20 protein-coding genes are annotated in these 19,105 nt (G+C 43.6%); 11 read left to right on the top strand and 9 right to left on the bottom strand.

What is annotated here, in order from left to right:
• Positions 1-24: 24 nt before the first annotated feature.
• The 5 genes from rseP to E2R65_RS10495 all read right to left on the bottom strand — a co-directional run bounded on the left by rseP (position 25) and on the right by E2R65_RS10495 (position 7,747).
• Positions 25-1,356, bottom strand: coding sequence for an RIP metalloprotease RseP (gene rseP / locus E2R65_RS10515; protein WP_134336446.1), 1,332 nt, complete (start codon positions 1,354-1,356; stop codon positions 25-27).
• 38 nt (positions 1,357-1,394) lie between these two features.
• Positions 1,395-1,817 carry a Fur family transcriptional regulator gene (locus tag E2R65_RS10510; protein ID WP_134336445.1) on the bottom strand — a complete coding sequence of 141 codons (423 nt, stop codon included), beginning with the start codon at positions 1,815-1,817 and terminating at the stop codon, positions 1,395-1,397.
• A gap of 3 nt (positions 1,818-1,820) precedes the next feature.
• Positions 1,821-3,002 carry an efflux RND transporter periplasmic adaptor subunit gene (locus E2R65_RS10505; protein WP_134336444.1) on the bottom strand — a complete coding sequence of 394 codons (1,182 nt, stop codon included), beginning with the start codon at positions 3,000-3,002 and terminating at the stop codon, positions 1,821-1,823.
• Between the two features lie 10 nt (positions 3,003-3,012).
• On the bottom strand, positions 3,013-7,347 hold the full coding sequence (locus E2R65_RS10500; RefSeq protein ID WP_134336443.1) for a CusA/CzcA family heavy metal efflux RND transporter: 4,335 nt from the start codon (positions 7,345-7,347) through the stop codon (positions 3,013-3,015).
• Positions 7,348-7,429: 82 nt separating this feature from the next.
• Entirely contained in the window at positions 7,430-7,747 is a 318-nt protein-coding gene (locus tag E2R65_RS10495) for a DUF6660 family protein (RefSeq protein ID WP_134336442.1), read from the bottom strand.
• A gap of 13 nt (positions 7,748-7,760) precedes the next feature.
• Between E2R65_RS10495 and E2R65_RS10490 the strand changes: the two genes are divergently transcribed.
• From E2R65_RS10490 to E2R65_RS10455, 8 genes are all read left to right on the top strand, one after another.
• Positions 7,761-8,072 carry a hypothetical protein gene (locus tag E2R65_RS10490; RefSeq protein ID WP_134336441.1) on the top strand — a complete coding sequence of 104 codons (312 nt, stop codon included), beginning with the start codon at positions 7,761-7,763 and terminating at the stop codon, positions 8,070-8,072.
• 408 nt (positions 8,073-8,480) lie between these two features.
• Complete coding sequence (locus E2R65_RS10485; protein WP_134336440.1) at positions 8,481-8,972, top strand: DUF1281 family ferredoxin-like fold protein; 492 nt, start codon at positions 8,481-8,483, stop codon at positions 8,970-8,972.
• 27 nt (positions 8,973-8,999) lie between these two features.
• The gene (locus E2R65_RS10480; protein WP_134336439.1) at positions 9,000-9,335 is read left to right on the top strand and encodes a penicillin-binding protein; all 336 of its coding nucleotides are present in this window, start codon (positions 9,000-9,002) and stop codon (positions 9,333-9,335) included.
• A 45-nt stretch (positions 9,336-9,380) separates the two neighbouring features.
• Positions 9,381-9,971, top strand: coding sequence for a prtrc system protein e (locus E2R65_RS10475; protein WP_134336438.1), 591 nt, complete (start codon positions 9,381-9,383; stop codon positions 9,969-9,971).
• Between the two features lie 12 nt (positions 9,972-9,983).
• Entirely contained in the window at positions 9,984-10,202 is a 219-nt protein-coding gene (locus tag E2R65_RS10470) for a PRTRC system protein C (protein ID WP_134336437.1), read from the top strand.
• Positions 10,203-10,264: 62 nt separating this feature from the next.
• Positions 10,265-11,404, top strand: a complete 1,140-nt coding sequence (locus E2R65_RS10465; protein ID WP_134336436.1) for a hypothetical protein — start codon at positions 10,265-10,267, stop codon at positions 11,402-11,404.
• Positions 11,401-12,117 (top strand): PRTRC system protein B, encoded by a 717-nt coding sequence (locus E2R65_RS10460; RefSeq protein WP_134336435.1) that lies wholly within the window; start codon positions 11,401-11,403, stop codon positions 12,115-12,117. The genes E2R65_RS10465 and E2R65_RS10460 overlap by 4 nt, the downstream gene beginning before the upstream one ends.
• Positions 12,114-12,920, top strand: coding sequence for a PRTRC system ThiF family protein (locus tag E2R65_RS10455; protein WP_134336434.1), 807 nt, complete (start codon positions 12,114-12,116; stop codon positions 12,918-12,920). Before E2R65_RS10460 ends, E2R65_RS10455 begins: the two co-directional genes overlap by 4 nt.
• A gap of 91 nt (positions 12,921-13,011) precedes the next feature.
• Here E2R65_RS10455 and E2R65_RS10450 read toward each other — a convergent pair whose 3' ends face one another.
• The 4 genes from E2R65_RS10450 to E2R65_RS10435 are packed head-to-tail and all read right to left on the bottom strand — an operon-like array spanning position 13,012 to position 17,203.
• Positions 13,012-14,805, bottom strand: a complete 1,794-nt coding sequence (locus E2R65_RS10450) for an SAVED domain-containing protein (protein ID WP_134336433.1) — start codon at positions 14,803-14,805, stop codon at positions 13,012-13,014.
• A gap of 5 nt (positions 14,806-14,810) precedes the next feature.
• Complete coding sequence (locus E2R65_RS10445) at positions 14,811-15,683, bottom strand: AAA family ATPase (protein ID WP_134336432.1); 873 nt, start codon at positions 15,681-15,683, stop codon at positions 14,811-14,813.
• 3 nt (positions 15,684-15,686) lie between these two features.
• On the bottom strand, positions 15,687-16,175 hold the full coding sequence (locus tag E2R65_RS10440) for an HORMA-1 domain-containing protein (RefSeq protein WP_134336431.1): 489 nt from the start codon (positions 16,173-16,175) through the stop codon (positions 15,687-15,689).
• A 14-nt stretch (positions 16,176-16,189) separates the two neighbouring features.
• Positions 16,190-17,203 carry a CBASS oligonucleotide cyclase gene (locus E2R65_RS10435; protein ID WP_134336430.1) on the bottom strand — a complete coding sequence of 338 codons (1,014 nt, stop codon included), beginning with the start codon at positions 17,201-17,203 and terminating at the stop codon, positions 16,190-16,192.
• A gap of 120 nt (positions 17,204-17,323) precedes the next feature.
• On the opposite strand from E2R65_RS10435, the gene E2R65_RS10430 reads away from it, so the two are divergent.
• The 3 genes from E2R65_RS10430 to E2R65_RS10420 are packed head-to-tail and all read left to right on the top strand — an operon-like array spanning position 17,324 to position 19,100.
• Entirely contained in the window at positions 17,324-17,935 is a 612-nt protein-coding gene (locus E2R65_RS10430; protein ID WP_134336429.1) for a hypothetical protein, read from the top strand.
• Positions 17,932-18,330: a hypothetical protein gene (locus tag E2R65_RS10425; protein WP_134336428.1), complete on the top strand. Its 399-nt coding sequence runs from the start codon at positions 17,932-17,934 to the stop codon at positions 18,328-18,330. Before E2R65_RS10430 ends, E2R65_RS10425 begins: the two co-directional genes overlap by 4 nt.
• Positions 18,327-19,100 carry an ImmA/IrrE family metallo-endopeptidase gene (locus E2R65_RS10420; RefSeq protein ID WP_134336427.1) on the top strand — a complete coding sequence of 258 codons (774 nt, stop codon included), beginning with the start codon at positions 18,327-18,329 and terminating at the stop codon, positions 19,098-19,100. Before E2R65_RS10425 ends, E2R65_RS10420 begins: the two co-directional genes overlap by 4 nt.
• Positions 19,101-19,105: the final 5 nt, after the last annotated feature.

Genomic DNA, 19,105 nt, shown 5'->3' with positions numbered 1-19,105 from the left:
TTTACCGAAGCTATTTTTCAGTGATCATTTCATAATCAGTCTCGTAATATCGTTATAGATCACAAATAGGGATAACAGGCCTAACAGGATTAATCCCGCCATTTGGCTATATTCGATTACAACCGGTTTCAGTCGTTTTCCGCGAAGGGCTTCAATAGCTAAAAGCAGGACTTGCCCGCCGTCTAAAACGGGTACCGGCATCAGGTTAATAAAAGCAAGCGCTGTTGATAAAACCGCGATCAACCCCCAAAATCTTTTCCAGTCCGGGACTTCGCCAAAAAGAAGAGCGATACCTACCGGCCCGGTAAGCGCATCAGCCGCTTTCACCCTGCCTTGCAGAATGTCTTTAACGCCACGCGCATTTTCAGAAAACACCGACCAGGTACGGTCTGCGCCGAAGGATACAGATTGCGGTAAAGTGACCTGAACCGGCTTTGTTTCGGGCGGATGTACCGCTTCCAACGAAAACCCGATATGTCCGTCCTTATCTCGATGCGCTTCTACCTGGCTGGTCTTGCCGTCATGGACAACCGTCAGCAATAAAGGTTTGTCTTTATTTTCCCGAAGCTTTACCATGAACTCTTCATAGTAGTTTACCGGCTTTCCGTTAACCGCGGTTATCTTATCGCTTTTACTGAATCCGGCGGCTTTAAGGTCGCTGTTGGAATAAACGGAGTCGATCTTAAATGGTGTTCCTATCTTAAAAAACTCAGTAGGCGCTTTATCAGCGAGCAACCTGATCGTAGCAGGTGAAACATTGAGATGCAAATGAATACGCTCTTTTCCTTTCGAGCGCACCACCGTGAGCAGGGTATTTCCCTTCAAAATCCGGGTGCTCGTTAATTCATCCTGGTAATAAAGCGTATCTTCATTTACCTCTATAATCCTGTCACCGGGCAATAACCCGGCTTTTTTGCCAACGTCAGCAGGAATGATCCCAAAATCAGCTTTGATCTTCTGCATGTAACCACTTCCATATTTAACGGAAAGTGATGAAAAGATCAGTATAGCAACGGCCATGTTCATGATAACCCCTCCGGACATCACAACCAGGCGCTGCCAGACCGGTTTGGTATAAAAACCATCATGGTCATCACCCTTCGTATTTGCTCCTTCTGTATCTTCAAATACACCAGCCATTTTGATATACCCTCCCAAGGGAAGCCAGCCTATTCCATACAGGGTGCCTTTATAAGAAAATTTAAACAGGCTGAATCCCCAGGCATCGAAAAACAGGTAGAATTTCTCTACCCGTATCCCGAAAGCTTTAGCAGCCAGGAAATGCCCCAGTTCATGGACCACGACCAATAGCGACAGGCTTAATAAGAATTGTCCTGTAATGAGCAGAATGTGCATGTTAACAATTTAATTCACCAGTAATTTAACCTGTTCTATCAGGCATATGTCCTTTTGCATTCCGCGCAAACCCCTTTCACCAGCAGGCTGGTTTCCTCTCTTTCGTATCCTGCCGGAAGCCTTACCTCCGGAATCTGTGTTTTGGGTAAACAATGTGTTTCTTCGCAAACCGTGCAATAGAAATGTACGTGCAGGTCATGGTGCCCTTCTACCGTACAGGATGGCTGGCATAAGGCAAACTTGGTAGTACCCGTTCCGTCATCTATCCGGTGTACCAAACCATGTTCTTCAAAAGTTTTAATACTCCTGTACAAGGTTACCCGGTCTGTTTTATCCAGGTTTAGTTCAATATCCGTAAGACTGACCGCGTTTTCCTGTTTCACCAAAAAATCCAGCACAACAAGCCGCATAGCCGTCGGTTTGATCTGTTTTTCAATAAGCTGACTTTCCAGTTCTTTCATTACCTATTCCTCCTCCCCGGTATTCACCATTTTAGCCAGGACAAAGAATGTTTTTTTGATCACGATAGTAGAACCCGGTTTCAGGTTCTTTACCGGCGTTATCTCGGTAAACCCGATATCGGAAACTCCCTTAGCTACCGGTACACGCTCAAAAAGCGTTTCTTTGGCGTCCTGTTTCTTTACCATAAAAATATAATCCTGCCCGCCGTTGCTTACGATAGCTTCTGAGGGCACCGCCGGTAAAACAGCATTACCGATACTGATAATGGCCGTTACATTCATCCCTTCGATCAAACCTGTTTTATCGCCCATTACCACCGCATGAACAGGGATCGTTTTAGACTGGCTGGCAAAAGCCGTCCCGATAGAATAGATCTTTGCGTCGTACTCCTTACCCGCGCTGTTGGTGAGCGTAAAGTGGATGCGCTGCCCGGCCTTTACCTTCGGCAGATCTTTTTCAAATACAAAAAGATCGAGGTGCAGCTGCGAATTGTTTACGATCTGCGCAATGGGTGTGGACGCATCCACGTTGGAACCGATCTGTGCCGACACTTCGCTTACCGTACCGCTGATGGGGGCGACCACGGGGATACTGGTCACCAAACGGCCGCTGTTCGTAGCAGATTGCGAGATCCCCATAGCCGACAGCTGCAATTGCTGTGACCGCTTGGTAGATTTTAATGCCGCCAGTTCGGCTTCGGCTTTCTGTAAGTTCTTTAGCGGTGCGGCATTGCCCGCCACCAGTTCTTTCTGGCGCTCATATTCCTGCTGCGCAAGTGTTAATTGGGCTTGGGTTGTTTGCGAAGCTTGCTGTAACTGAGCAATATCAGGATTTAATATGGTGGCGATCACCTGCCCTTTGTTTACATAGTTTCCGGGCTGTACGGTCAAGGTTTTGATAGTGCCGTTGGTAACTGAAGTTACCAAAGCCTTGTTCTGATTAGGTACGGACAATAGCCCGTTGGCCTTAATGGCCGTGGCCAGGTTCTTCATTTCTATCTTACCCAGTTCAATGCCGGCCGTTTTAATTTGGGCTGTAGTAAGGCTTACTGTATTTGCCTGTGCAGGAGCAGCTTCTTTTTCAGTATCAGCTTCTTTAGGCTTTTCCTGCTGCGTACAGGAAGTAACCATTCCTGCCATAAGCATCAGCATCAGGTATATACAGGGTTTAAATATGAGTTTCATGGGATATATCTTATTTGCTGTTGGTATAATAATTCAGTTGAATAGCACTCTGGTTATATTCATTGAGCACTTCGAGATAGTTGCGCTGGATATCGATAGCTTGGGTTAGGTATTGCGAAAGTTCCGCAAAGCCGATCTCGCCGGATCGGTAAGACAGGTTGGCCGCTTTAATAATCGCATCCGCCTGCTTCAAGCCCGTGGAGGTATAATAATCCAGCAAGTCGCTGTTCTTTTGCAGCTGTTCGATTTCCTGGTTATAAGAAGTACTGAATGCCAGTTGCTGATCTGTCAATACGGTTTGCTGGTAACTTTTTTCCAGTTGCGCAGCCTTGATACCGTGGCGGTACTGCCCCCGTCCGAAAAGAGGGATACCCACAGTTACCGAAAACCCGGAATAAGGCGGGCTGACACCGTACAAACGCTGCGAAAAGAACCGGCCCTCAAAAGATGGCATCTGGCTCTGCCCGGCTACTTTTAGCTCTGCCCCGGCAATATTTACCTGTTGTTGCTGGATTTTCAACAGGGGATGCGCTACGGTATCGGCCTGTGTACCCGCTAATATTACCTTATTCAACGGCAGGCTGTCCGGCAGCAAGGCTGAGGTGGTATTGAGCAATCGTTTTAAAGCTTCCTGCTGATTTTTGATATCCTTTTGGATCAGGCGCAATTGCACTTTGGTTTCTTTTGCTTTGGCCTGCGCGGCTATACTGTCCAAGCCCGCGTTCTCGCCGGTTTTCACCCTTAACACCGCAGCTTTTGCTAATGTTCCGTAAATACTGTCCAGCCTTTGCCACAAGCTTTGCTTGCTTTGATAGTACCATAAATTATAATAGATCCCCGCAATATTCTTTTTCACTTCCATCACCTGCGCGTCGCGGGAATATTCTGCCGAGCGGGTTTGCTCCGCTAAAAGGTTTTTTCGGGCCTTATACAGTCCGGGCCAGTCGAGGCTTTGCGACAGCCCGATCTTCAGGATGCCTTTCTGATCCTGCGGGTTGATGTCTTCATTCTCTACAAATACGCCTGTTTTAGGGAGCGTAAATGACGTTTTACCCAGTTCCTTTCGTTGATCGATCTTCAAGGCCGACGACCGCAGTTGTAGATTGTTCTGTATAGCCATTTCATAAGCCCCGTTCAGTGTGATCCGTGTTGCCGGCTGTGTTGTCTGCGAAAAAGCGGGTAGCGTAACCCCCAAAACCAATAAGGCCAGCACAGTCTTTTTTACTTTCCCGCAGGAATGGTTGCCGGCTTTCGTAAAGATCAGGTAAAGCAAAGGGAGCACCACCAGGGTTAGCAACGTCGCCGTCAGTAAACCGCCGATCACCACGGTTGCCAAGGGTTTCTGAACCTCTGCACCCGCGCTGGTGGAAACCGCCATCGGCAGAAAGCCTAAAGAAGCTACCGTAGCGGTCATCAATACCGGGCGCAACCTGTCTTTCGTACCCTGATAGATCCTTTCCATGATATCTTCCACGCCATCTTTGGCTAACTGGTTAAACGTACCGATCAGTACAATGCCATTCAATACGGCAACGCCGAACAAGGCTATAAAACCCACACCTGCCGAAATACTGAACGGCATTCCCCTTAACAACAGTGCGAACACACCGCCGATAGCTGACATGGGTATCGCGGTAAAAATCAGTGTCGCTTGCTTTAAGGATTTGAAGGTAAAATACAGCAAAATGAATATCAGCAGCAACGCTGCCGGGACGGCGATCATCAACCTGGCGCTTGCCTGCCGCAAATTCTCGAACGTTCCCCCGTAGGTGTAGTAATATCCGGTGGGTAAAGGCACTTTAGTATTCAGTTTGGCCTGCACTTCTTTCACTACGCTTTCTACATCCCTGCCGGTCACATTAAAGCTCACTACGATCCGCCTGCGGGCATTCTCACGGCTGATCTGCGCAGGGCCGGTTTCATAGGCAACGGTTGCCACTTGCGATAAAGGAACCTGGTTTCCATCCGGTGTAGGAATAAATAATTCGCTTACATTCTCAATGGCGTTCCGGTGGGCGGAATCCAATCGCACCACGAGGTCAAACCGGCGTTCGTTCTCATAAATAGAACCTGTGGTATTGCCCGCGAAAGCGGTACTGATCACCTGGTTAACATCTTCGATGTTCAACCCGTAATTGGCCATCCGCGCCCGGTCATATTTGACCGTGATCTGCGGTAAGCCGCTTACCCGCTCTACCTGTGGCTGGGTTACGCCTTGTACCGGTTTTATAGCCTGCGCTACTTTAGCCGCCAATAAATTCAGGGTATCCAGGTTCTCTCCGAATATCTTTACCGCGACATCCTGTTTAACACCGGTCATCAGTTCGTTAAAGCGCATCTGAATCGGCTGGCTGGGTTCAGCGATCACACCGGGGATATCTGCAAGGGTATTGCGCATGTCGTCCGCCAGTTCATAAAAGCTTTTTCCATCCGGCCATTCCGATTTGTCTTTCAGGATCACCATCAGGTCAGATGCTTCGGGGGGCATCGGATCAGTAGCCACATCGGCACTACCGGTTTTACCCACCACCATTTTTACCTCCGGGTATTTGCGCAGCATCCGTTCGGCCTGCATAATGGTTTCGGTGGTTTGAGATAAGGAGGTTCCCTGCGGCAGCACAAATTCAATAGCGTAATCACCCTCTTCCAGCTGGGGGATGAATTCACCACCCATTCGGGAAAAGATAAAAACACTAATGATCATCAGGATAACCGCGACTGCCACCACCTGGTATTTGAAACGGATAGCTGCTTTTAGGATGGGTTCGTACCTGCGCTGAAAAAAGCCGATCATGCGGTCAGAAAACGTCCTTTTAGGTTCAGCGTTTTTAGAAAGGAAAAGGGCCGACATCATCGGGATGTAGGTTAGTGATAAGAGCAGCGCACCTAAGATGGCGAAACCTACGGTTTGCGCCATTGGCCGGAACATCTTGCCTTCGATCCCGGTAAGGGTCAGGATGGGGATATATACCACCAAAATAATGATCTCTCCAAATGCAGCGCTGTTTCGGATGCGGGATGCGGACAGGAATACTTCCTCATCCATTTCCTGCTGGGTGAAGCGGCCAGTCGTTTTACGCAATGCCAGGTGGTGCATGGTCGCTTCTACGATGATCACAGCACCATCTACAATGAGCCCGAAATCAATCGCGCCTAAGGACATCAGGTTGGCCGAGACACCAAAAAGGTTCATCAATGAAAGCGCGAACAGTAGCGATAACGGGATAGCGGAGGCAACAATTAAGCCGGCCCTCCAGTTACCTAAAAACAGCACCAATACAAAAATCACGATCAGTGCGCCCTCGGTCAGGTTACGCTCCACCGTACTGATCGCGCGGTTGATGAGATTAGTACGGTCAAGGAACGGCTCGATGATCACATCACTTGGCAAGGACTTTTGTACCAGCTTCATGCGCTCTTTTACTAAGCCGACCACTTCGGCGCTGTTAGCCCCTTTCGTCATTAGTACGATGCCGCCGACCACTTCCTTTTCGCCGTTATAGGTCATCGCCCCGTAGCGTGGCGGTGAACCCAGTTGTATTTTGGCGACATTCTTTACGAGTATCGGTACACCATTAGGTTGGCGTTTAATGATCGTGTTTTCAATATCAGGGATGCCCGACATCAAACCCACACCCCTGATAAAATAGGCATTGGGTTTTTTGTCTATGTAAGCCCCACCCGTATTCTGGTTGTTTTTCTCCAAAGCGGTAAATACCTCCGGAATGGTTACATCCATTGCCTTGAGCTTATCCGGGTCGAGGGCGACCTCGAATTGTTTGGCCACCCCGCCAAAGGCAGTAACTTCCGCAACGCCCGCAATACCGTACAGCTGGCGCACTACGATCCAGTCCTGCATCGTGCGCAGGTCCATCGCCGAATATTTCTTTTCGCTTCCTTTCTTAGGGTGTAATATGTACTGGTAGATCTCTCCGAGGCCCGTGGTAACGGGTGCCATCTCCGGCCTGCCGGTACCTTTGGGGATCTGCTCCTGTACCTCGTTCAGCTTTTCAGCGATCAGCTGACGGGCGAAATAAACATCTACGGACTCTTTGAAAACCATAGTTATGACACTCAGCCCGAAACGGGACATAGAGCGCATTTCGGTAATATTGGGCAGGTTGGACAGCGAACGTTCTACCGGGTAGGTAATAAACTGCTCCACTTCCTGCGCGGCCAAGGTAGGTGCTTTGGTAATAACCTGCACCTGGTTATTGGTAATATCGGGTAAAGCATCTACCGGGATCTGAGAAGTGCTCCATATACCCCAGGCAATTAACGCCAGGGTAAAAAAGCCGATCACCAGTTTATTACGGATGCTGAACCGTATAATGGCATCTAACATATAATAATTGCTGAAATGAAATAGATAAGACACATTCATACCCTTTAAAGGAAGAATGCACAGTTAAATAAATAGGGAAAGATTATACGGATTGTGGGGGCTGCCAGACGGAGAGAGGCTGGTCCTGTAAAGCGGAGATTTTGCTGTCAGGATATTGACTTTCAACGATTTTAAAAAATACGATGGTCAGGGGCTTTGATGTAAGCGTTCTTGCCGTAGAACAGCACGAACAGGTACAAAAAGGCGGGCACACTTCCTGGCCGCTATGCTCTTTTGCCGAATGACTGCTATGAAAGGAAGTGCTGAAAATAAAATTGGAGGCAATATCTTCCTTATCCTGACAGGGCATCAGGGAAAGTAGAGTCATATAAATACTGAAGACGATCGCCAGGTACTTCATTTTTACAAAGTTAGTGAATAAATCATCATTAGCAATTACCCGTTTAAAAGCCATTTTTTTATGTAAGATAAGCGATAAGCGCTACCTGCTTTTCTCTTTCATCAATTGGGATCATCCGGGCAGCCCCCCTCTTGCTCATTTGGATTGGAAAGGGGCCGGGCTGAATCCGCTGTATCTTCTCCCGAAGGATGCCGCTGCCATCCCTGCTGCATTCCCATGCCCTCCCATCAGGCTCATCCATTTGCTTTGCTGCATTCCTTCGCCAGATTCCGGGCCGCGCTGCAAGAGCCTGCCTGCCGTATGCCCCATCCGCTTTGCCGAATAAGACCGTACGCTCCGCTTAACCTGGCTTATTCATCCCGCTCATCCGGCAGGCAGGCACTTGCTTTCCCCTGGGTAATAAGTCTGGCACATCTCCAATTCTGTAGGAGTTCGCTTTATAAACCAGGGAGTTTATACCAGCTATTTTTTGATTTAATTTTTATGCGAACGGGTAAAAAGCGCAGCTAAATTGTTGACCGTTTTCTTTTTTGGAAGAGGCCAAAAGCTTACGGCATAATGAATAAGCTCGTTCCTCCCTTATTCAGCCTCCGGCACTTATTCCGTTTCCTTTTGTCTTGCTGCGGTCACCATGTGCGGCTTTCTTTTTTCCCTTTTTCTTTTAAAAATAATAATCAGGACAGGCAAGGCGAAGAAGGATGCGAAACAGATTTATTCACTCAACAAAAAAGACATGGCAAACTGGTGCAGTAACACGGTAGAATTTATTGGCGAACACAGCCAATTTGAGTATTTGGAGGTGCTTTTTACAGCGATAGCTGCAAAAGAAAAGAAAGAAGGCAAAGGGCAGTTACCCCTCTTTGTGAACGAACGGGATAGCGGATACCTTTTCGATACCCGATGGGAAGGCGGCATTCTTTATTACGAAACGAAGTGGTCGCCGAATTTTGAGGTGATGAAGCGAATAGCCGAACATTTCAGCATCGGGTTTATTCACCGCTACGCCGAACCGGGAAATATGGTCTATGGCGAAGCAACCTATAAAGATGGTGTATTTACGGATGTTTTTTTAGAGCCTGAAGACTACCAACTATGCGGGTATGACGAGGAGAGCGATACCTATTGCTTTGAAGGCAATACTTACGAAAGCAACGATGAAATATTAGAAATCCTTTTGGAAAGGAAAAAAGCGATTAAGGCATTGCAGGATGCAAACAACGGGTAAGGCTAAAATCACATCAAATAAAATAATATGACACGTTCTAACATACACATCACCCTAAGCAACGGCAGGAAACTCAAATGTGTTGCCGATAGCAGCAGCGCACCGGAACAGGGCTATATCGTGGAAGATTTAATACTCCCTTTATTGGCATTGGAAGATGGGACAGCCGAATTGAAGCTGTTAACGGAACATTTCACGATGGGCGAACAGCGGATAAACGCCACTTACAGGTACGAGATCAACCTGCTGAAAAAGAGGGTTGCGTTCTTTGAAGAAGGGTACGACTTCGGCAAGGGCAAGTTTGAGCGGGGGGAGGATATAACGCAACGCTACAACGACTACCTCTATATGATAAAGCCCTGAAAACAGGCACCTGAACATAATTTATAATCCATTAAAATCAATAACATGACGACTAACTTTTTTGAAATCATAGCAGGGTTGAACATTCCCGGCAACTGGAAAATAACCATTCAAACTGAAGATAATACAGCATTTACCGTATCAGCCTTGTTCACGGCATTGCAATGCGGGGATAACGCCGCTAAAGCTATACCGCCAATGTTGCTGAATGGTACAGCATCAGAACTTGATAAGGGCTTTTTTGAAACGATAACCGTCCCCGTACAGCAAACCGCAGGTTTATACACCAATATGGAAAGCTACCTCAAAGGATTGGAAGCTGCTAAACTGGCATCTAAACAGGAACAGGACAACAGGGAAGAGGCAAGAAAACAAGCTGCTGCTAATAAGGATAACGGCGACATTGTCGTGCCCGATACCAAAATCAGCAAGGAGGAAAAGAAAAAAGCTTATGATGATGCCATGCAGGAGGTCTCAGAACTGATTAAAAAATTAAAGTTCAGCGATGCCCTGCACATCCTGCCGTCCATAGCCGATTACCCGCACAAGGAAGGCGAACTGAAAAAAAAGACCGGCTACCTGAAAACGCAAATAGCACTTTACGAAAAAGCCCTTATCAATTTTAACGCCGAATAAAACCATACCGCCATGTTATTGACCAGCATATTACCAAGAGTGTTTTTACACAAAGAGAACGGACAGGAAGTCCGTTTGACCGACCCGAACAACAACTTTAGCCCGGAAGCGGTGCTGAACTTCTACTCGGGGACTTATCCCATCCTCACCACCGCTAAAATAAACGGCCCTGAAATCAAAAGGGATGAGATACAATACAGCTTCGTTTCTACCATTGGTACGAAAGGGTAATTTATGAAGGATTTGATTAGCAATACGAACGGCAGGGTAACCCTGCCTAAAACTACCAAACAATGCAAACTCTATCAGCAGCTACAGGCATTCAGCAAAGACTTGGACAGGTTGCCCGATGCGCGGGAGGTCAGCCGGAACAAACCCCGGTCAGCCCCTGCGGATTTACTGCCGATGGTTTTCTAAGCCATCGCTTTTTACCGCTGTATGAACCCGCTGCGGAACTGCCCGAAATAAAAGGTTTGGAAACGGGAGTGTTTAACTCCCTTTCCATACTTGAAAAGCAATATGATATCAAAGTAATGGATGTCAGCGATAAGCCTTATCCCTATAATATCTTACTGGCTTACTGGAATACGGAGCAACAGGTTTGTAAAGGTAAAGGGCATACGGAACTATTTATTATCAGCGATGATACCGATCAGGTGAAACTGGCGACCAAAGAATACGTATCCACCGGCCACACGCTTTACTATGTCCCTGTGCTGCCCCTTTACCGCTTTTTGAAAAGCGGTAAAGATAAGCGGAGTGCTGAACTATTGTTATCGGTTTGCGCTTACCTCTATCATATGACGGGTGTCCCTTATTACAGGGATGAGGATAGCTACCTGTTTTACCATTACGAAATATTGGAAGACTGGATAGAAAATGACTTTGACCAAATGGATGAACGGGATATTAATTTTGAAAGGTCAGCCCTGCATTCGGCGAAATACTATGGCGACATCATGCAACGCAAGCTATTCAATAAATACCATCTTGACCATTTTGAGGAAAGGGTGCAGCAATTTCGTACGCATAACGATTTTTCAGAAGAATGCCTTAAACTGGCGAAAAGCGCTTTAGACATTTGGGCTTCTTTTCCCGATGGTCATTTATTCAAACACATCGGCAATAGCTTTCCTGAAAAGGAAGAAAGCAACAAAGAAGACGATGATGAGTACGATGATGAAGATGAAAGCGACAGCACCATCCTTTTATCCGAAATAGTCCACTTTATTGCAGAGAATGACGGGAGCCTATACGATAGCCTGGCCGAAATGGTCAATAGTGAATTCAACGAAAAGTGCCATACGCAAGAACCCGTATTGGTAAAGATTTATGACCAACAACTGGATGGAAATAATGACACCCTTGATTTTGAACGCCGTCTTTTTGCGCTCATTGATAACTTATGTATCCTTTTAAATGATTTGCCATGAAGAACCTGACCAATGCCTTTGGCTCGCTTTACTATCCCCAAAAAGCCTTGCTGATCTATCAACAGGAAAACAGCGATAAACAGATGTATATAGAAAGTTATGATATTGACCCGCAGGGTCGCCCGATCAATGCGCATCCGCTTTCGGTTACTGAAGGTACTGCTTTGGCAAAAGCCTTACATACCAAAGACAGCAAGCATACCGCCTTTCTAAAACCTGCGGGTTTGCTGCCGAAGAACCTGCTGTACCTGCAAACCGAAAGAAACGGCTATGCAATTTGGCATACGCCCAAACAGAACAGGAAGCTGCTTTTTAAAACGGGATTGGGTATTGATAGTGGTTACGCCAACATACCAGCCCTGATATGGAAAGCGACCAAAGACGGGCTTGCCATTTATGCGCTCACCGATGACAAAGCTATTGATTTAGATACCGAACTCTATCACGCCCCTTTCTTTAATACCTATCATGATGGCAGGGTATGCATGGGTAATGTCGCCATATTTATCAGCAAAAATTGCAGTCTGGAAGAATTTACAGCGCAATGGGAACAAGCCTTTTTTAACAGCTATTTCAGCCACATGATGCAAGGCCATAATCCGGTAAAAGGGAATATGGTACAGCTATGGCAAAGCCTTGTCTGCACTAAAAAGCAGTTTCCGGTTAAAACCTTAATAACCACTAAGAAAACAATCCAACACCTCATCCGATGAACACATTAACTGCCATTCATATCACCGACAATTACCTCATCAACCCGGCCAACCCCATTTCCATCAACCTTATCGGTGCCGGGGGTACGGGCAGCAACATGGTCATGGCTTTAGCTAAAATGAACCATGCCCTGACCGCATTAGGGCATCCCGGTTTACAGGTTTATCTTTATGACAATGACCGGGTGAGCGAAGCCAACCGGGGCAGGCAGTTATTTGCGGATAGCGAACTGGGGATGTTTAAATCCGTTGCGCTCATCAACCGCATTAACCGCTTTTTCGGTACGAACTGGAAAGCCGTAACGGAGTTATTCACTCAAACAGGGCTAAGTACTTTTCCCAACAATGGCAAAGCGAACCTCTATATCTCTTGCGTGGATAAAGTAGCCGCACGTATGGATATTGCGGAGATATTAAAAGGATTTGCTGCTGGTTCCCGTTATGAGCGCAATAAACCGCTGTACTGGATGGATTGCGGGAATAGTAAAGATACAGGACAGGTGATAATTTCTACTATTGAAGCGGTTAAACAGCCGGAATCTGAACAATACCGAACCGTTGCCAAACTTCCGATGGTAACCGATGAATTTAGAGGGTTATTGGAAGCCTCCGAAATAGACGATGATACGCCCAGCTGTTCTTTAGCGGAAGCACTGACCAAACAGGATTTATTTATCAATTCTACCTTAGCCAACATCGGCGCATCCCTTTTATGGTCGTTGTTTCGTGAAGGGATGCTGTTCAACAGGGGCTTTTTCCTGAACCTTAAAGAGTTCAGGACACAACCGTTGAAAGTAGGTTGAGTTGGGCTAAAATGGTGTATTAGATTTCTTAAACACAGGTGAATAAAACCGCAAGTGCCAACTTCAATAGTTATCGCTTGCGGTTGATAATTTATGATAGTGTGACTTGGAAGCTTTTTAAACCAATTTTAATCTTTTCACCGTTTAACATTTTAAACCCGTCTAAAATATCATCCATTAAATTTGGTGTGAAACGATATACTTTATTTTTTGCAAAGGCTGCTAATTGGCATTTAGTATTTTGTTTAGAATTTAATTTATAAAACGTTCTGTAGCCGCGCAACTCCATAGGTGCTCCTGCCAGTTCAATTACTGGCTTATCAAGCAAGATGGCTAAGATTTCCTCAAAAGATCCTTCCCCATCAATGTTTTCGATCAGTACCCATTGCCAATACCAGTTTAAGAATCTGTTCATAGACCGTACCTGTATTATTGTTAACTCAGCGCCTGTATCAACAAAACTCCACATCGTTTCAATAGCTGTTTCAATAGCATTACAGAAAAATTGTTTTAAACCCTTCTTTAGTTTGGCGTTTTCATAAATTGAGGAATATTTGTACTCTGTTAATAAACCCCACACATCCGCCTGGTAATCTGCCTCTTCAATCACTTTTGGGAATTGCCCTATACCATTAGCGACTTCTTTCGTTAACCGATGGCCATCCTTGCTATAATGTAAGGCCTCGTGGAAAAAGAACAGTCGGCTTGCCTGCATAATATCCGTATCAGCAGATTTATTCAACCTCTTTTCTAATCCGAACAAAAAACCGTCATCAAGCAGCCAGGTATTCGATTTTTCAATGTATTCAAATCCATCTTCAACATCGACAGTCTCAACATCAATTTTATCGTTTTTCAAACTGGTTTTGTCTATATCTGTTACGGTTGACCAGGGATGCTTTAATTGTCTTGATACTTTTTTATATTCGGCATCAGTAGCGCAAATCATTTGTAACCAATTTTCTGATTTCTTTCCTGCAATTTGTGTTATGAATGGTTTTAAATTATCGTCTAATTGACTTTGCCAAGCGGTTCTTATTCTTTGAGCCGCTTTTCGATCATCTTCTGATAGAATAACTCTGCTATCAACTTCTTTGGTAACTAATAAAGCCTCTTTGTACTTAGGGGTTTCATCCCTACTAAACTGATAAGTCTGTATAAACGGGTAGATATTCGTATTAATTCGTGTTCCTAACGCAAATGGTAAACCAGCAGAAGAAGCTATAAAGAGTTGTATTTTGTCCCGGTCACTTAGTTTATTAGCATAGCTGTCTAAAACATCCTGAAATGCAGTGACTACGGTTTCGATACAGGTCTGATCATATAAAGAATCAACATTTGGTGATTGTAATACGATATCAAATTCGTTTGATGGATTGGGCACGACCTCATAAGTTGCCAGCTTATCAATATTAAAAGAAGTGGCTACCCGTATGCTCACATCGCCTTTTCCTTTTTGAATTTCTGTAGGCAGATTAAGTGGCAAAAGCGAGAAGATATAATCAGCATTCGGCTTTGCACTTTCTTTTTGCCACTGATGTGCCCTATGGTGATACTGATAAATTACATATGGGTGGGTGTTTCCTACCAGAAAACCAAAATGGAATGCAATTGGGATGGGGGTTAGTCCAAAGTATGCAATTAAGGCAGTCGGATGATCATCTAGGACAGGCTTTACTAATTCAATAAATTTTCTTTGTTGATAAAGTGCGAGATTATCAAATGATAAATTATACAACTCACTTAGTTTGTTGTTACCTGCCTCGAAATCGATGAATTTATATTGCTCGGCTTCATCACTACTTAATGCATTTAAGCATTCTGCCTCAGTGATTTTTCTATCTAATCCATAATGGGCAATAACTATTGTTAGTCTTCCTTTCATATTTATTATTTAATTAAAGGGGATGGTTTAACTGTTTTCAGTACATCCAAATACAAATCAATTGAGAAAGGAACATTGGTTTGAATCGCTAAAAACAATGCCTGTTTACCTACTTTTTGTATTAGGTCTGAAAAGCTGTAAAGAATTTTCCCTTCACTGGCATCGATCAGTTTATTTAGTTCACCAGTACTTAATATAGTGCCCTCAAATATACTTTTAAACACCAGTTCGCGTGCCTTTGCATTTGGTCTTTCAAATTCAATTACTTGTACAGCCCTTCTAATAACCGCCGGGTCTAAAACTTTAAGGCGGTTAGTAATTAAGATTACCGCAAGCTCAATTTTCTCACGCGAAACAAGATCTATCTGTTTAATCAAAACATTTAGCCCTGCCCGATCTTCATGATGCGCTTGGTTTTGATCCCTGTCAGTTGCCAAATCATCAGCTTCATCAATGATAAGAATACCCATTTCGCCAGCCTTAATACTTTTTTTAACTTGGGCAAAGGCATCTGTAATACGGTTACCTATTTCACCAACATGGCCTCCACCACGGATATTTGACGGCGTTTCATAAGTGATAACACGTTTTTGTATGATGTTACTCAAAGGTGTGCCTATGCTATGCGCCAGTGCGGTTTTACCACACCCCACATCGCCTGATAAAATTATCAGCGGCGTACCGGACAGTATATTTGAAAAGAAAGCAAGTTTATTAGCATGATGTGTTTTATGCCACTTTTCTACTTTCATAGTATTGAAAAATAGCTCTAAAGAATTTAACAACGCTTCTTTTTGATTATCAATAGCGATCAACTGGTCAAATGCTTTTTGTGAAGCTTTGTCAGGATGTTTGTTTTGCTGTAATTGAACGTCCATATATTATTTTGTTATTACCGACCTTGATAACCTTAAGTTGTTGCTGATATAATCTCTTTCTGATGTTTGATTACCTGTTAGTGGCGAACCATTTGTTCCCCAGCCTCTACGCGCCAACTCCTCGTTTACGCCAGGCGCATTAGAAAGGCTATTATCGATATCAGCAAATAAGCCTGCTGTTGTGCCAGCAGGTATAGACCAAAAATTGATGCCTCCTGATGAACTTCCGCTGGATAAATAACCACCAACGCTCACAGTGTACTTATAGGATTGGAAACGAGTTCCCGCTGTATTATAGAGTTGGATTTCGAATGATTTTAAAACTTTGGCTTTTAAAGTATAGGTTAGATCTTCAATCCAGCTTTTCGCTCTATCGTAAGGTATAACACCTTTATTTGCAAACCCGATGATATCTTCATAAGTATTTTGCATTACCGCTTTAACATCAGTTTCTGTGTAGGAATCGGTACCTGTAAATGTAAATGCGCTCATATCTTTTATTTTTCTTAATCGCAGTGTGATGAAAATATTTTACCAAATAATAACTGTAGTTGTGCAAGGCTGTCCCCATCTCGGCCATCAAGATCAGCCACTATAGCTCTGTTCATAATCTCAGCCGCTTCCTGTAACCACTCAGCGAGATCATCAACTTCATACCAGGACCAATTTTTGACAACATTGTTGTCAGCCATCACGGGATCAAGAACCGTCCATGTTTTTGAAGTATCTGGAGTAACGCTTTTATAGTAGTCTTTAAACCAAATCGTTTCCTTTTGCTTAACAATATGCGCCAAATAAGAGAACCAATTTGCCAAGGTTTGAGGATAGGTTGTGTCATCTCCGCAGGTTTCATAGGCTTTGGCAGATAAAAGATTTATCAAGAAGCTCGGAATGCTTAATTTCTCGTTGGTTTCATGTTCCTTATTAATGCGCCACCACTTTAGTAGGCGAATCATATCATTAAAAGTAACAATGCCATCATTGCTTTTTGTTTCTGCTGTTCTGGTTCTGATAAATTCCCGATGTTTCTCGATACCGGTTCTGATCTCTTCTCCCGTATTGCGAATAAGTACCTGTTCGCCAGCTTTGCTACCTTCAAACATAGGTACGAGGTCAAATGTTAGCTTTTCTTTATCAAACACAATATTGACAGAACTTTTAGTTTCTTCTATCTCATGATCTGGATAACATTCTTCGGCGTATTTTTTAAACCTACGGATCAGTGGTTCAAAATCGGTTTCCTTATCTTTTTTAACAACAAAAGGCAGATCAATATCCTGACCCTCAGTAGTGGTGTTTCCATACATATGCCGGCGTAGACCAGTACGGGTAGCAAATGATCCAGAATGCGGCATATCAACAACTGTCAAGCCGTCCGCCTCAGCTTTCGCTTTAATGTTTGTTCTAACTTCATCTGATTTTTCCTTAATTGCCTCTCGGCTTTCTCTCGGTGGTGCTATCCAAGCTACAAAATTTTTTATTCTAACGTGGATCGTGCTTCTATGGCTGTATGAACTCATATTATATTGTTTTAGTTATCGTCTAAATGGATATGCTCCTTAGAATATATTTTTCGCCACTTGGCAAAAAAATAATATTTAAGAGCATATATTTACGAGTACCTAACGTAACCTATATACATGATAGACCCGAAGACACTCGAACAACTTGAAGCTATAGGCGAAAGATCCTGGGGAGTGATTTATAAACAACTTTTGTTATACTCAACATTCAAACTAAACAAAGCGGGGTTTGAAATCAGAACCGAAAAAGATAGTGTTGATGCTGAACATTTCGTTGCCGATGCAATTGAAAAGCTTTTTGACGGTACAAGAAAATGGGATTTTAAACGTTTTCCTGACGTTGGGATACATTTAAAGCTAATTATAAAAAGTTTGATCTCTAACCATTTTAAAGCATCTAAACGTTCTGTTGTCAATGCTGGTGGTGGATATGATCAAACTAACAATATGTCCGATAATATTGATGATTCATTAAATGATGAACTTTTGAGTGATGATAGCCGTACTACCGAAAGTCCGGAAGAAATATTAATCAATGAAGAGGACTGGAAAAAAATAGAAGTAGCATTTGGTGAGTCTAAAGATGAACATGCCATTTTCTCTGAATGGCTTGAGGGTAATCCACCGAGAATTATCGCTGAAAGCCTTGAAATATCTGTTAGTGACGTTAATAATGCTATTAAAAAAGGAAAAAGAATTGTTAAAAACCTATTTAGCAAGCAATCATGAAAAACATTAAAGTAAACACAGACCAACTTAATGATGATCTGTTCTTGATGATACGGGAGCAACCTGAATTGCTTGATGAATTTTTACAGCAAGAGGGATATAACCCTGCCGAAATAGAAAAAAAGGCCATATCTAAAATTAGGTCGCTTTTATTTAAACACAAGGTAGCACTTAAAAAAGCTCAACAGGAGAGTTTATATTCAAGGGCTATTGCCGTTTTTGTGAGTGCTCAAGAAAATACCAAGGAAGTAATATTGCAGTTACTCCATCAAAGGGCACCCAAACTTCAATTCAATAATCTTGAAAAGATGGATGAGAGTGATCTAAAGGCTATCCTTGATGAATCAGATCTGCTTGAATTAATGGATAAAATTGCGAAGGATGATTTAGTATGAAATTAAATCCTGCGTTTATTGCCAATAAACTAATTAACAACTTAGGTATTGAAGACACGTCATCGATAAATATTGCCGACTTAATAACTCTTCATGATGGAATAGTTAAAGAAGTCGACCTTGTTAATTGTGATGGTCGGTTGGTAATGAAAAATGGCCGGTCTATAGTATCTGTTGATTCTAAAATAGAGTACCCACAGCGAAAAAGATACGTTTTAGCTCATGAACTGGGCCATATTATTATGCATGGTGATAAAGAAGCTTCATTTACCGATGACGATACAACGTTGGATGGATATAAAAAGGGGCCTCAGGAAAAGGAGGCAAATGATTTTGCTGCCGCGCTTTTAATGCCAGAAGAACTATTTAGAGCATCGTGTTTTAAGCAAAAGTTTAGTCCTGATTTAATTAGAAATCTTGCGGAAAAATTTAATACCAGTTTAACTTCGATAGTATATAGGTTCATTGACTTAGGCAATCATCCTATAGCTGCTTTTTATAGTAAAGGCAGTAAAATTCAGTATTGGAAAAAATCTACTGATATGCGATATTGGGTGCCTGACAAAAACAAGTTAGATGTGCCGAGTGATTCTGTCGCAAATGAATATTACGTTTACAATAGAATATATCCAAGAGGAGATTCGGCTCAGGAAATTGTGAAATCTACCTGGTTTGATTTAGGGAAATACGATGAAGATAGCCCGATGTACGAATTTTGTGTAGTTACCCCAAGATACGATTCTGTTTTAAGTGTTATTTGGGAAAAATAGTAACC

It is taken from the genome of Mucilaginibacter phyllosphaerae (genome assembly GCF_004378255.1).
In the GTDB taxonomy this organism is placed as follows: domain Bacteria; phylum Bacteroidota; class Bacteroidia; order Sphingobacteriales; family Sphingobacteriaceae; genus Mucilaginibacter; species Mucilaginibacter phyllosphaerae.
This window is presented reverse-complemented; position numbering and strand designations above follow the sequence as displayed.